The organism is Nostoc mirabile CHAB5784 (assembly GCF_020829645.1).
GTDB lineage: Bacteria > Cyanobacteriota > Cyanobacteriia > Cyanobacteriales > Nostocaceae > Nostoc > Nostoc mirabile.
This window is the reverse complement of sequence record NZ_JAIVFS010000014.1, coordinates 1-15,145: the sequence shown is the minus strand read 5'-3', so window position 1 is coordinate 15,145 and position 15,145 is coordinate 1. Positions and strand designations below refer to the sequence as shown.

Genomic DNA, 15,145 nt, shown 5'->3' with positions numbered 1-15,145 from the left:
CCATAGGTGTAAACTTAACGTAAAAGCTATGTCCCGCAAGGAACTGAAGTTCCTTGGCTTTTAGCGAAAGTCTTCTGTTGATGACTAAATATAGCCAAAAATCTTTAGTCTACTTCAGTAGACTTTAGCTAAAAGCCAAAGAACTTTAGTTCTAGGCAGTTGAGTCAAGCCGAAAGTTTTGCTATTTTTAGCTTAAGTTGACACCAATGGGCAATGCCATGCCCCTACGAGAAATCTATATGTATCAGGATTTTCGTGAATTGGTATTACTCGTTGTCAATTAGCAACTTTATAATACATAGTTACTTGATGATTATTAGAGCTTTTAATCATTCTTAACTAGATGATGTTCATGAATTGTCAACTCATCTATTTTAATAAGTTGTATTTTCATAAATTACCACCCCATTGTTCCTGGGCTACCTTTAAATGGCCCGACAATATCAGCAGTAATCCATCCCCCGTAGAAATCGCCAGGTTGAGACATAACTAGCTGATCATTTACATAGCAAGCATCCATTAAACTAGGGTAAAAAGCATAGTATTCTTGAATTGTTACAAAATCAGGTGTGGGTTCAATATATCGCCAAGCAGCGTTATTTATATACTTATCACCGATGCTGATATCATAATATTGACATTTACCTTTCCATTCACACCAAGTTTTTTTAGGTGTTTCTATCAGATATTCTAGTTTAATGTCTTCTGAAGGAAGGTAATAAACCGGAGGATGGCTAGTTTCTAAGACTCTTTTAGCTTTAGTTGTTTCTGCTAAAACAATACCATTACAAATTATCCGAATTGATTTGTTGCTATCTTCTAAGCGAGCCGGACGGGGATAATCCCAAACTGATTCTTGACCGGGTTCTGGTACGATTGGATTTGGTCGCATTCTCAACAATCTCCTTTCAAATCTTGAGCAATTCTAAAACCAGCGTGTTGATAAAAGTAGGGACGAAACCAGTTGCGATAGGTTGGTAATGCCATTGAACCATTAGTAGCCCAAGAACCGCCAAGCATCATCTGATGTTTACCATCAAAAAAGGGTGCTGCTTGATCTTCGTAAAGCGGATGAGGTTGAAATCCTGGTAGGGCGTTGAATGTGTCCCCCAACCATTCCCAGAGGTTTCCTCTAAGATCGTAAAGTCCAGAGGCGGTATTAGCTGGTTTGAACATTCCCACAGGGCTGGGGGAAATGAATTGTAAGTTGAGATTATACTTAGTTGATAAGTGCTTATCCTCAGAGGTAAGTAAGGCTTGATTCCATTCGGCTTCAGTCATCAAGCGAATTTCTGAGCCTTGAGAACGACAAAATGCGATCGCTTCGTAGTAATTGACTTCTACAGGCCAGTCTAGGGGTAAGTCTATTTCGTCGAATGTGGCTCGATAGCGATAACCATCCTGGAAGGGTATCCAGAATTTCGGATGTTGGACGTTGTAGAGTTGCTTCCAATCCCAAGATTCAGCATTCCAGTAATCTGGATTATTGTAACCACCAGCTTGAACAAATTTCAGATATTCGCCGTTAGTGATGAGATATTGACTAGCTAAAAACGGTTTCACTTCAACAGTGCGATCGCCATATTCGCTATCCCAACCATAAGTAAGATCATCCTTGGGTTTTCCTAATTTCACTACACCACTTGGAACCCGGCGCATTTCATTGTTGGGAATTTTACCCTTACTAGGTGCGTAATTCCAGCCTTGGGGACGTTTTAGGCGATCAGTAGGCAATTGACGCACCAGCATCGAAGAGGTTTCAAAGTGAATCCGACTATGTTCTATTCCCATCAGCAAAGCCCAGAAGGGATGCTGTTGATGAATCGGGAGATCCAGGGGAGTATTTTGAATAACTTTTGCGATCGCTTCTCGCGCCTTGTCTCGATATTGCCAAACTTTTTCTACATCAGGCCAGCTAACTCCTTGCATAGCTGCGTCGAGTTCTGTCGGTGTTTGTGGATCAACTCCGACTTCAAATAGGGTTTCGTATTGTGAATTAATTCCAGCTTTGATTAAACCAACGCCAATTAACTTATTGATAAAAAAAACAGCTGAGTGACCAAGATAAAAAATTATCCGGTTTCTTAAAGGATCGGGGTTAAAATAAAAAGTTTCTTTCTCAACCAAACTTTTCATGAGTGTTTCTTCAAGTTCCCAAGAATTCTCAAAGTAATTGAGCAGGTTTTGTGAACTGCAATCATTGAGTGTGGGGACTTGAGTTGATGTCAGTTTATTTATGGTTAGAACTAAAGCCATGATATTTTTGACAGAGCATTCCTAGCACAAATTACATAAACTACGACTTCTTACAAAAAAAAGTGTTGTTCATTACATTTTGTCTTGTGTCGTTATGATCAGACAATTTACTCAATTTGTAAATAGATAAAAAGTGTAGTTAAAATTACTCTAATTACGGCTTGTCAAAATAATATAAATAATGTATTAACGTTGAACAAGTATAGGCGAGGTTAAAACATTTATTAACTGTCTTATTGCTATCAAGTTAAGATTGCAACTAATTAGAGAAGCATACGGCGATGCCTTCACAGTAGGCATCGCGGATTTTAGATTTTATCTAATCTAAAATCCCAAATCGTTACCGATTCACCGCCGCAGCTTCCCGTGCTGCTGTTGCTTGATCTGGGTGGATACCCAAGCGAGTGAGATTAATCCGACCTTTGTTATCAATTTCGCGCACTTTGATAATCACTTCATCGCCCACTGCTACTTCATCCTCAACTTTGCCAACGCGGTAGTCAGCTAGTTGTGAGATGTGGATCATCCCTTCTTTTCCAGGCAGAAATTCCACAAATGCACCTATCGGTATAATCCGAGTGATGCGTCCTGCGTAGACATCCCCTTCGTGTAACTTGCGGGTCATGCCTTGGATGATATTTCTGGCTCTCTTGGCCTTGTTCTCATCCACAGCAGAAATTGTCACAGTGCCATCATCTTCGATGTCAATTTTTGCACCAGTTTCCTCTGTGATCCCCTTAATCGTCTTACCTCCAGGCCCGATGACCAGACCAATCATGTCTGAATCAATCTTGATTGTTAACAGACGTGGGGCATAAGGTGAGGTTTCAGTCCGTGGCGTGTCAATGCAGGCGAGCATTTTCTCCAGAATGTGCAACCGGGCTGCTTTGGCTTGGTGGACGGCTTGGGCAATAACCTCCAACGACAAACCGGAGATTTTCATATCCATTTGCAAGGCGGTTATCCCAGTATCTGTACCGGCAACTTTGAAGTCCATGTCGCCCAAAAAGTCTTCAATGCCCTGAATATCGGTGAGGACTCGCACTTCGTCCCCTTCCTTAATCAGACCCATTGCTGCGCCACTGACGGGTTTGATAATTGGTACACCAGCATCCATCAGGGCTAGGGTGGAACCGCACACTGAACCCATTGAAGTGGAACCGTTGGAGGAAAGTACTTCCGAGACAATGCGAATCACGTAGGGAAATTGTTCTTTTGACGGTAGCACAGGTAGTAGCGCTCGTTCTGCTAATGCGCCGTGACCAATTTCACGCCTTCCTGGGGCCCGCATTGGCTTGGTTTCCCCGACTGAGAACGGCGGGAAGTTGTAATGATGCAGATAACGCTTGTGTTGATCTAGCTGCATGTCATCGTTGAGGTTTTGGGCATCCCCAGGTGTACCCAGAGTACAAGCGGATAATACCTGAGTTAGTTCCCGGTTAAATAAACCGCTCCCGTGGACTCGCTTTGGTAAAACATCAACTAAACAAGAAACAGGTCGCACTTCATCAAGTTTACGACCATCAACGCGAACGTTATCTTCAACGATTTGCCGCCGCATGAAGTATTTGGTAATATCTTTAAAAGTGTTACCAAGTGCCTTGCTATTTGCAGTTGCGGCAACTCGAATTGGATCTTCTTCTGGCAGTTGGGTGATCGTCGTGGCAATTTCATCCTTGACGACATCTAAAGCGGCATCGCGTTCGGGTTTGGTAAAATTAAATTGTGACAGGATTTTCTTAATCTGGCCACTAGCGCGATCGCGGATATAATTTTCTAGCGTTTGGTCTGCTTCTGGTGGTGCTTCTTGCACTATTACTAGACCCAGTTCTGCTACTAAATCTTGCTGCGCTTTGATTAAGTCCCGTACTGCTTCATAACCAAAGTCAATCGCCTCGATAATATCTCGCTCTGGCAATTGATTGGCTCCCGCCTCCACCATGATTACGCCATGTGGTGAACCTGCTACTACTAGATCCAAGTCTCCGGCTTCAATTTCTGCGTATGTAGGGTTAATGATAAAATCATCTCCCACTAAACCAACCCGCACTGCTGCCATTGGCCCATTAAAAGGAATTTGGGCAATTAGGGTAGCGATGGAAGCACCTGTAACAGCTAACACATCGGGTGGTACTAACTCGTCCATCGACAGCGTTAAGGCAATAATTTGCAGGTCATCCCGTAGCCATGAGGGGAACAGGGGACGCATGGGGCGGTCTATAAGACGGCTGGTGAGAATTGTTTTTTCTGGTGGACGACCTTCTCGGCGCATGATCCCTCCGGGAATCCTACCAGCGGCATATAGCCTTTCTTCATAATCTACTGTAAGGGGAAGAAAATCAATGCCTTCTCTGGCTTGCGATCGCGTAGCCGTCACTAAAACGGATGTGTCCCCTGATTCTATCAAAACCGACCCACCAGCCTGGGGAGCTAGTAGGCCTACTTTCAGTCGAATATCCCTTCCATCGAAGGATATTGACTTATCAACTTCTGCCATTCAGTTTTTTTTCCTTCTCTTTCGCTATTCTCTTTCTGTGGCAATCCTAACATTTATGCACTATGACTGACTTCTAGTACATACAAAGATAACTGTTGACTGATGACTGTTGACGGTTAACACTCATCAGTCAACAGTTAAGGCTGCAAAAGGCATCTTTTAAGGTAAAGTGCGATAAAACATTAGCGCGTCTGCCATCTGGTCATTTTCCAGCTTCGCCGCACGCGGAATGCGCCCAATGATCTCAAATCCTAACGACTGCCAAAGTGTAATTGAAGGTATATTAGTTTCAAAGACCAAATTGAACATTACTGCTTCATAGCCCAGGTTTGCTGCTATTAAGAGCATAGCCTCTCCCATGAACCGCCCGATCCCCTGACCACGTAACCCAGGTTGTACAATAAAACCAGCGTTGCAAATATGGCAACACCGACCCGGGAAGTTTGGTTTTAAATAAAACGCCCCTAATATTTCTTTTGGTTTGTGTGTAGCATCCTGACCAGATGTCCTGACAACAAAGGCATCCTTACTCAACCAGTAAGCTGAAAATCCTGCCTGAGATAGAGGTTGCCTTTGGGGATAAGTTTTACCTTCAAAAATTACAACATTGAGTAATGCTCTTACAACCTCCTGTTCTTGAGGATGCATATAATCTAGTTCAACTATTATCCCATTGTTTAAAACTTTAATTAGGGGAAAAATCATTATTAAGAATTTTTAGGAAAAATAATTGTTTAAATATTATTAATTATATGCGATATTGGGTCAATAATTTTATTAATAAGATGCAAAAAGTAGAATAATTGCAGTTTAGATTCTTTAACTTTGGGAAATCTGAGTAGTGAGCAAATGGCGATTTTACACTGTAATTGGTTACTAAAAAATCAAAATGGTTGTTTATTTATTTGGGGGGAAACTTGGCGATCGCCACGAGTGAATTTCGAGCCTAATGGATCTGGAGATATACCACTACATCCATTGGCAATGACATCGGTTGAGTTGAGTGAGTGGTTGCGTTCGCGAAGCGTCGCCTTTGGCGATTCGCAGAACATGGCAATTACCAACTTCATCCAGCAACCTCAAGTTGCGATGGCTACTACTGGGCGAACACGGAAAGCCGCCAGTGTCACTGAGATCAGTTTACCAACGCATTCGCAAATCATTGCCCTACCAACTTATATCCCAGAGGGCAGTGGCGAAGGAACAGCAGCGATTTTCCCTGTACATTCTGCCAGCTTGGGGCTAGACACAGACTCCCCGCAATATTTACAACCGTGGCGAGTTGAGGGTTTTTGTCTTAACCCCAGCGAAGCAGTAAAATTTCTCGCTGCTATTCCCCTAAATGCTGCTAAAGGGGAAGATGCCTTTTTAGGAGGAGATTTACGTTTTTGGTCGCAGGTTGCCCGGTGGAGTTTAGATTTAATCTCGCGGTGTAAGTTTTTACCAACAATTGGGCGACAATCAGACGGTGTATTTGCTGCTAAATGGCAAGTACTTCTAGACAGTGCTGTAGATGGAACTCGCCTAGAAAAATTTTCTGCGGATATGCCGTTGGTTTGTCGTACTTATCAAGAGGGAGTGGGGAGTGGGGAGTGGGGAGTGGGGGGAGACGAGGGGGACAAGGGGATTAGGGGACAAGGGGACAAGGAAAATAATCATGCCCAATGCCCAATCTATGTAGACTTTCCAGGCGAACCTCAAGAATTATTACTGGGATTTCTCAACAGTACGATAGATGCCCAAGTGCGAGGGATGGTAGGTTCCCAACCTCCAATGGAAGCCAAAGCGATGTCTACGACGGGCTACGCCTACGCATCTTTACCAGCTGCGGTGCGTCAGTGGTTGCAAGCTTTAACCAGTGCATCTGATACAGTCAATGCAGATGCAATTGAAGTGGAACGGTTGGAAGCGGCACTGAAGGCTTGGACTATGCCGTTACAATACCAATTAACTCTTAAAACTCTATTTCGTACTTGTTTTCAACTGCGTTCTCCAGAGTCTGGCGAAACAGATTGGACATTGGCGTATTTGCTGCAAGCGGCTGACGATCCTGAGTTTTTGGTGGATGCGGCAACTATTTGGAACAATCCAGTTGAACGATTGGTTTATGAAAATCGAACAATTGAGCAACCACAAGAAACATTTTTGCGAGGTTTGGGGGTAGCTTCCAGATTATATCCAGCGATGTCTGGCGACAAGGCGCAAAGCGCCTACGCACCCAGTTTTGAAACCGAATATCCCCAATCTTCTCGTATCACCCCCATGCAAGCTTATGAGTTTATCAAAGCTGTAGCTTGGAGGTTAGAAGACAGTGGTTTGGGAGTAATTTTGCCTCCCAGTTTAGCGAACCGTGAAGGATGGGCAAATCGTTTGGGTTTAAAAATTACTGCAGAAACCCCAAAGAAAAAGCAGGGACGTTTAGGGTTGCAAAGTCTACTGAATTTCCAATGGCAATTGGCAATTGGTGGACAAACTATTTCCAAAGCTGAGTTTGATAAACTTGTGGCTTTAAATAGTCCGCTAGTAGAAATTAACGGCGAGTGGGTGGAATTGCGACCCCAAGACATCAAAACAGCCCAAACTTTTTTTACCACTCGCAAAGACCAAATGGCGCTTTCCTTGGAAGATGCCTTGCGTTTCAGTACAGGGGATACCCAGGTAATTGAAAAGTTACCAGTGGTCAGCTTTGAGGCATCTGGGGCATTGCAAGAGTTGATTGGGGCGTTAACAAATAATCAGGCGCTTGAACCTTTACCCACACCAACAGGCTTTAAAGGACAGTTGCGACCTTATCAAGAACGTGGTGCTGCTTGGCTGTCCTTCTTGGAACGTTGGGGCTTGGGTGCGTGTCTCGCCGACGATATGGGATTAGGTAAATGCGTAGCAAATGATACCCTAGTAAATGTAAATGGACTGTTACGCACAGCCGAGACAATCTGGACAACTCACGCTGGAGAAACAGAGTTTGACGGCGAAGGATTTTGGGCTAAACCCACAGAACAATTACTAGTTAATTCCATAGATGAAAAAACTGGCAAAATTGTCCAAGCGAATGTCAGACGGTTGTATCGACAGCAAGTCCGCGAGAAATTACAAAAAATCACGCTAGAAGACGGTAATAGTATCACTATCACTCATCGTCACAAGCTGCTGACAAGTAAAGGTTGGACAAATAACTTACAGGTGGGCGATTACGTTTGTGTACCAAGTAAAACGCTTTGGAATGGAAAACCACAAGACCATGATTTAGTCAAGTTTCTCGCTTGGCAGATTGCCGAAGGGCATGAACTACCCGATGTGGGAATCACAATATCCCAAAAAGATACCAGAGTCCTAGAGGATCTACTCCAGACTTGCCAACGTATTCAAAACCGTTATAACCTCAAAATTAACAGCCCTAATATCTCTAACTTCCCTAACAGAGTTTCTGATCTTCGAGTTAACAGCCAAGCCTATCGGCAATTCTTAGAAGCTAAAGGTTATGTTTGGGGTAAGCTCTCGGCAGAAAAATCTATTCCGCCCTTTATTATGCAAGCAGACTTGGATAGTGTGCGGATATTTTTACAAAACTATTTCGATGCTGAATCTGCTGTTGTTTTGAGCATGGGGAGTATTGAGATTGCTACAGCTTCAGCTTTACTGATTCAGCAACTTTCTGCACTGTTGCGTCGTTTCGGCATTTGGTTGCGAATATCGCCCAAACTGAAGTGTGCCACTAATGGAACTCGTACTTTTCGCACCTACTATATCGGTGTGATTGGAGGAAATTCTGCCCGCAGATTTCTGCAAGAAATTGGTTTTAATAACTCAGAAAAACAGCAGAAATTAGAACAAATTTGTCAACTGGTCAGTAACACAAATATTCAAGGAATTCCTGCTTCTGATATGGTTGCCCAAACAGTCATAACAACAGGACTCCCGTTGCGGCATTTTGGGATGCACAACACTGTTTACATTAATGGCTCACAGCAATTTTCTAGAGATAGTTTACAGCGAGTAATAGCTGGGATGAGCCGCATGATTAGTGGAGAAGCTCAAAAGCAGTATCAACTGCTAAAACCTTCCAAGTGGACAACTCAAACTTTGTCAGCCTATGGCAACCTAGATGTAGAACAATTGAGTTTAACAAGGCAGTCTTTGCAATGTCTTCTCGACCAAGAGGTATTTTATTGTCGGATTGAGGCTATTGAGGATGTGGAGTACGAAGGGTGGGTTTACGACTTTGAAGTTAATAAACATCATAATTTCGTTGCTAACAATATTATTTGCCATAACACTGTCCAATTCATTGCCTTCCTTCTCCACTTGAAAGAACAAGATGCACTAGAAAATCCAACTCTATTGGTTTGTCCAACTTCTGTTTTAGGCAACTGGGAAAGGGAAGTCAATAAATTTGCACCTAGCCTGAAAATTTTGCAATATCACGGCGACAAACGCCCAAAAGGGAAAGCATTTTTAGAAGCAGTAAAAAAACATGATTTAATCGTCACCAGCTACTCACTTCTTCATCGAGATATCAAGTCATTGGAAAGTGTCTCTTGGCAGATAATAGTTTTAGATGAAGCCCAGAATGTAAAAAATCCAGAGGCGAAGCAGTCAAAAGCAGTGCGGCAATTAGAAGCGACATTTCGGATTGCATTAACGGGGACACCAGTAGAAAATAGACTGCAAGAACTCTGGTCTATTTTGGATTTTCTCAATCCTGGGTATTTAGGCAATAAGCAATTTTTTCAGCGTCGGTTTGCCATGCCAATTGAAAAGTATGGTGATAGTGCTTCTTTAACTCAATTACGTTCATTAGTGCAACCATTTATACTGCGGCGATTGAAAAGCGATCGCGACATCATTCAAGACTTGCCAGACAAGCAAGAAATGGCCGTATTTTGTGGTCTAACTGGTGAACAAGCTGCACTTTATCAACAAGTCGTAGAACAATCTTTAGTAGACATAGAATCTGCTGAAGGATTGCAACGCCGGGGGATGATTTTGGCTTTACTAATCAAACTCAAACAAATCTGCAATCACCCAGCACAATACTTGAAACAGGCGACATTAGAGCAACATAATTCAGCCAAACTTCTGCGGCTAGAAGAAATGTTAGAAGAAGTTTTATCTGAAGGCGATAGAGCTTTGATCTTTACACAATTCGCTGAGTGGGGTAAGTTACTTAAACCCTATTTAGAAAAACAGCTTGGGCGAGAAATATTCTTTTTATATGGCAGCACTAGCAAAAAACAACGTGAGGAAATGATCGACCGTTTCCAACACGACCCCCAAGGGCCACCGATTATGATTCTTTCTCTGAAAGCGGGTGGAGTAGGACTAAATTTAACACGAGCAAATCATGTATTCCATTTTGATAGATGGTGGAATCCAGCCGTTGAAAATCAAGCAACAGACAGAGTATTTCGGATTGGTCAAACCCGGAATGTCCAAGTACATAAATTTGTTTGTACAGGCACTTTAGAAGAAAAAATTCATGACATGATTGAAAGTAAAAAACAACTAGCCGAACAAGTTGTGGGTGCTGGTGAAGAATGGTTGACAGAGCTGGATACAGACCAACTTCGCAACTTACTAATACTTGACCGCAGTGCAGTAATTGACGATGATGCAGAATAAGTTCGTAGTAAGGACTTTAGTCCTTGATTTAAACGCTAAATTCCTCACTACAAACCCTCAAAATTAGTGTGGCACACTACTAAGTTTTTAAATTAATTATGACTAATTACACATTACAAGCAAGTCGAGAATGGTGGTCACAACAATGGCTAGATTTGCTAGATTCCTATCGTTTTAAAAAGCGTTTAGAACGTGCTAGAAACTATGCCCGTCAAGGAAATGTTCTGAGCATACAATTTAAAGGTGCGAAAGTATTGGCTAGGGTGCAAGGTAGTGAAGTTGAACCTTATAAAGTTTCCCTTTCCCTTGAACCTTTTAGTGATGAACAGTGGAGTTATGTAATTGAAAGCATGTCCCAAAAGGCAATTTTTGCTGCCAAGCTACTAGCAGGAGAAATGCCACAAAATATAGAAGAAGTATTCACGGCTAATGGTCTTTCGATATTTCCATTTACCCTTGCTGATGTCCAGAGTAAATGCTCTTGTCCTGATAAAGCAAATCCCTGTAAACACATTGGTGCCCTATACTATCAGTTAGGCGATCGCTTCAGTGAAGACCCCTTTGTATTATTTCAATTACGCGGACGCACCAAAGAGCAAATTATCAGCGATTTACGTCAATTACGTAGTGCCAAGATTAAACCTAATACCACAGAAACGCCCGATATTCAACAGTCAATTCCTAATAACAAATACTCAGTAAAAATTGACTCTTTCTGGCAATACAATGAGCCACTAGAGTCATCATTAGTAGTGATTGCACCGTCCACTAATGAGATGGTATTAGATGTATTAGGAGCAATTCCCCTAGCGAAGGAAGAGGAAAATGCAGTAAATTCAACTTCCAGTGATGTAGTAATGAAGTATTTAAATACAGTTTACAGAGACGTGAGCCAGAAGGCTTTTTTAGCAGCAATGAATGTGGGAGGAAGTTGATATTAATTCGTAATTCGTAATTATTTTTCGTGAGATTGTTGTAATTTTAGTTTCAGACCAAAGTGCTGTAGCACAAAGAGCCATCTGCGAAGATAAAATTCTCAAAGCCCGTAGTAGAGAGTGTAATAACATCTCCATTGTTATTGAAGCTGATGTTAGCTGGGTTTAGGGCATTGCCCGAAATTACACCAGAAAAAGTGAGTTCAGAGCGATTGAAAGCACTGAGGTCTAAGGTGTCAAAACCTTTTCCACCATCCACAGTCCCAGTACCAAACCCTTTGAAGTAGTCATTTCCAGTACCTAGATCAATACCGATACCGCCACCAATAGTAACTTTTTGTTGAACTTCATTGATGGTACTGGTGGCTGTAATTTTGTCATTGCCATCACCAGTCCGGATCGTTCCTTGTCCATAAATACCATAGGCAGTACCACCAATTTTTGCTGTAGCCTGTCCGGTAAGAATGTCACAACCATTCCCAGTATCAATTACTCCGTCGTTGGAGATGCCTATAACCATGAGGTCGCTGTAGGCTAAAGGGTCGTCAATAGCACCAATTTTTGCTGTAGCCTGTCCGGTAAGAATGTCACAACCATTTCCAGTATCAATTACTCCGTCGTTGGAGATGCCATAGGCGATGAGGTTGTAGGCTGAACCGTTGCCAGAACCAGTAATTGTGTCGTTGCCCTGCCCTGTGGTGATGGTGGCACCTTTCATGTTCTGGATGCCAGTTCCATCACTGTTTATGCCGCCAGTACCTGTGCCAGTGCCTATGATCGTGTCTTCTCCGTCTCCGGTATCCAGTTTCTTACTGTTACTGATACCAGTTCCAGTACCGCCGATACCACCTTCACCACCAGTACCCGTGCCAGTGATAGTGTCATTTCCGTCCCCAGTATTGAGATTGCCATTATTGCTGATGCCAGTCCCTGCACCGTTATCGCCGGGTCCAAGTCCGTTGCCGGCAATGCCGCCGATACCGATGCCAGTGATCGTGTCATTTCCGTCTCCGGTATCCAGTTGCCCAGTGTTGCTGATACCTATCCCAAATCCGCCGTTGCCGCTGGCGCGACCGCCACCACCAGTGCCGCCCTGACCAGTACCAGTGATCGTGTCATTTCCGTCCCCTGCATTCAGTTTGCCACTGTTACTGATGCCTGTTCCAGTAGCACCACGGCCGCCACCGTAGCCACTTTCGCCATTGCTGCCAGTGCCAGTACCAGTGATCGTGTCATTTCCGTCTCCTGCATTCAGTTTGCCACTGTTACTGATGCCTGTCCCTGCACCGCCACCGCCGCCGTCACCGCCGCCGCCCTTGCTGCCAGTGCCATTGCCGATGATAGTGTCATTGCCCAACCCAGTATTAAGGATGCCAATGTTACTGATGCCTGTCCCTGCACCGCCACCGCCGCCAGCAGTGCCAGAAGCCTCTTCCGCACCGTTGCCTCCACGACCCCCAATACCCTTGCCAATGATAGCGTCGTCGCAGGGCCCAGCATTCAGATTGCCATTATTGCTGATGCCGATTCCAGCACCGCTTTCGCTGCCATTGAGGTTCTTACCGATAGCACCATCACCGCCTTTACCGCCAGTACCGATGCCTTTAATGGTGTCCTTTCCTAAGCCTGTATCAATGAAACCTCCAGTTAAAATATCAATCCCAATTGCTGGAAATTTATTTAAATCTTCCCCAATTAAAGTATCGGAACCAGCAGTGCCTGTGAAATTGGGTGGAACCGTAAATCTAGGCATAATCAAAATCCTCTAAATTTAGATTAGTATGGTCAGTTCGCTCATTTGGATTGTCGCTTGGCTCTGACTTTTGACGGCGACAACTACTTTTCTTCAACTAACCTATTACCTCTTGTAAAGCATTACTCGGTCTGCTGGATTTTTGGCGACTGTCATTGTTACGACCTCCAGAATGTTTTATTGTCCAAACTCAAGCCTAGCCTGTTCTACCAAATCGGCTGTTACAATCTCTTGGTTTGCTTCACGAGCCAGTTGTTCAATTCTGGCTCTAGCTTGAGCGCGGACAAAAAAGGGAATATTTTGCAATTTTTCCTTAGCTTCATCTGTCCATCGCAAAGCATCAATAAAATTGGAATCGCTCATATTATTAATTATCTTGGTAAGTCACTCAGTTAATCAATAGATTATTAATTTTCTTATAAAAAAAGCCCTTGCTTTTATGCAAGAGCCTCTAAATGATTTAATTATCAGTTATGAAAGAAACTTTACAACCTAATCTAGGTCGTCCATGAACATCACTGGCTCAGTATCACGGTTAATTCCTTTCTCAAAACCACCAGCCGCAGCCCGTGCGCGACCAGCGTGCCACAAGTGACCAACTAGGAAGAAGAATCCTAGTACGAAGTGAGAAGTCGCCAACCAAGCGCGAGGAGATACGTAGTTGAAGGAGTTAATTTCAGTAGCCACACCACCCACGGAGTTCAAAGAACCCAGAGGAGCATGGGTCATGTATTCAGCAGCGCGACGAGCTTGCCAAGGCTGAATATCGTTCTTGATTTTTTCCAGGTCAAGACCATTGGGGCCACGTAGAGGCTCCAACCAAGGGCCACGGAAATCCCAGAAGCGCATGGTTTCACCACCGAAGATGATTTCACCAGTTGGAGAGCGCATTAGGTATTTACCTAGACCTGTGGGGCCTTGGGCAGAACCAACGTTAGCACCCAAGCGTTGGTCACGAATCAAGAAGGTCAAAGCCTGAGCTTGAGAAGCTTCTGGTCCAGTAGGGCCGAAGAATTCGCTGGGATAAACGGTGTTGTTGAACCAAACAAAGATCGAGGCAATGAAGCCCATCAGTGAGAGAGCGCCCAAGCTGTAGGAGAGGTAAGCCTCACCAGACCAGATGGATGCACGGCGTGACCAAGCAAAAGGCTTGGTAAGGATGTGGAAAATACCGCCAGCAATACAGATAAAGGCAATCCAAATGTGACCACCGACCACATCTTCCAAGTTATCGACGCTGACAATCCAGCCTTCCCCACCGAAGGGAGACTTGATTATATAACCGAAGATAACTGCTGGGTTCAATGTCGGATTGGTAATAATCCGAACATCACCACCGCCTGGTGCCCAGGTGTCATACAAACCACCAAAGAACATTGCCTTTAGCACCAACAGCAGCGCACCGACTCCCAAAATAATCAGGTGGAACCCGATGATGTTGGTCATCTTGTTCTTGTCTTTCCAGTCGTAACCAAAGAAAGAAGAGTATTCTTCTAAGGTTTCTGGACCACGAACGGCATGATAGATACCGCCAAAGCCAAGGACGGCTGAGGAAATTAGGTGGAGTACCCCAACAACAAAGTAGGGGAAGGTGTCGATAACTTCACCACCAGCACCAACACCCCAACCTTGGGTAGCAAGGTGAGGTAACAGGATCAAGCCCTGCTCGTACATGGGCTTTTCAGGAACGAAGTGAGCGACTTCAAACAAAGTCATCGCTCCAGCCCAGAATACAATCAAACCAGCATGGGCAACGTGAGCGCCCAGTAGTTTGCCAGATAGATTGATTAAACGTGCGTTACCAGACCACCAGGCAAAGCCAGTGGATTCTTGGTCGCGTCCAGTGCCGCCTAATATATTTGGTCTATTAGAGAGCGTTACCACGTGGTAATACCTCCTCAGGGAATACAAATTGTTCGTGGGGTTGATCTTGAGGAGCCATCCAAGCGCGGATACCCTCATTCAGCAAAATGTTTTTGGTATAGAAGGTTTCAAACTCTGGGTCTTCCGCCGCCCGTAATTCTTGGGAGACGAAATCATAAGCCCGCAGGTTGAGTGCTAAACCGACGATGCCGACAGCTG

9 protein-coding genes and 1 pseudogene are annotated in these 15,145 nt (G+C 43.9%); 2 read left to right on the top strand and 8 right to left on the bottom strand.

The annotated features are described in order from the left end of the window. Positions 1–397: 397 nt before the first annotated feature. From LC653_RS11755 to LC653_RS11740, 4 genes are all read right to left on the bottom strand, one after another. Positions 398–892, bottom strand: coding sequence for a DUF427 domain-containing protein (locus LC653_RS11755; RefSeq protein ID WP_229494649.1), 495 nt, complete (start codon positions 890–892; stop codon positions 398–400). A 2-nt stretch (positions 893–894) separates the two neighbouring features. After that, positions 895–2,256 carry a 5-histidylcysteine sulfoxide synthase gene (gene ovoA, locus LC653_RS11750; protein WP_229494648.1) on the bottom strand — a complete coding sequence of 454 codons (1,362 nt, stop codon included), beginning with the start codon at positions 2,254–2,256 and terminating at the stop codon, positions 895–897. 340 nt (positions 2,257–2,596) lie between these two features. Then, positions 2,597–4,753, bottom strand: a complete 2,157-nt coding sequence (locus LC653_RS11745; RefSeq protein ID WP_229494647.1) for a polyribonucleotide nucleotidyltransferase — start codon at positions 4,751–4,753, stop codon at positions 2,597–2,599. 159 nt (positions 4,754–4,912) lie between these two features. Then, positions 4,913–5,458, bottom strand: coding sequence for a GNAT family N-acetyltransferase (locus LC653_RS11740; protein ID WP_229494646.1), 546 nt, complete (start codon positions 5,456–5,458; stop codon positions 4,913–4,915). 144 nt (positions 5,459–5,602) lie between these two features. On the opposite strand from LC653_RS11740, the gene LC653_RS11735 reads away from it, so the two are divergent. Together LC653_RS11735 and LC653_RS11730 are read left to right on the top strand one after the other, a co-directional pair. Continuing rightward, positions 5,603–10,375, top strand: a complete 4,773-nt coding sequence (locus LC653_RS11735) for a sll1366 family intein-prone helicase (RefSeq protein ID WP_229494645.1) — start codon at positions 5,603–5,605, stop codon at positions 10,373–10,375. 98 nt (positions 10,376–10,473) lie between these two features. Beyond that, entirely contained in the window at positions 10,474–11,310 is an 837-nt protein-coding gene (locus LC653_RS11730) for an SWIM zinc finger family protein (RefSeq protein ID WP_229494644.1), read from the top strand. Between the two features lie 52 nt (positions 11,311–11,362). Here LC653_RS11730 and LC653_RS11725 read toward each other — a convergent pair whose 3' ends face one another. The 4 genes and pseudogenes from LC653_RS11725 to LC653_RS11710 all read right to left on the bottom strand — a co-directional run. Beyond that, the gene (locus tag LC653_RS11725) at positions 11,363–13,063 is read right to left on the bottom strand and encodes a hypothetical protein (RefSeq protein WP_229494643.1); all 1,701 of its coding nucleotides are present in this window, start codon (positions 13,061–13,063) and stop codon (positions 11,363–11,365) included. A gap of 177 nt (positions 13,064–13,240) precedes the next feature. Next, positions 13,241–13,426 carry a PCP reductase family protein gene (locus LC653_RS11720; RefSeq protein ID WP_229494642.1) on the bottom strand — a complete coding sequence of 62 codons (186 nt, stop codon included), beginning with the start codon at positions 13,424–13,426 and terminating at the stop codon, positions 13,241–13,243. Positions 13,427–13,555: 129 nt separating this feature from the next. Beyond that, positions 13,556–14,947, bottom strand: coding sequence for a photosystem II reaction center protein CP43 (psbC, locus tag LC653_RS11715; RefSeq protein ID WP_229494641.1), 1,392 nt, complete (start codon positions 14,945–14,947; stop codon positions 13,556–13,558). Then, positions 14,931–15,145: pseudogene (locus LC653_RS11710) on the bottom strand (photosystem II D2 protein (photosystem q(a) protein)); the annotation flags it as partial. The gene psbC and the pseudogene LC653_RS11710, both read right to left, overlap by 17 nt.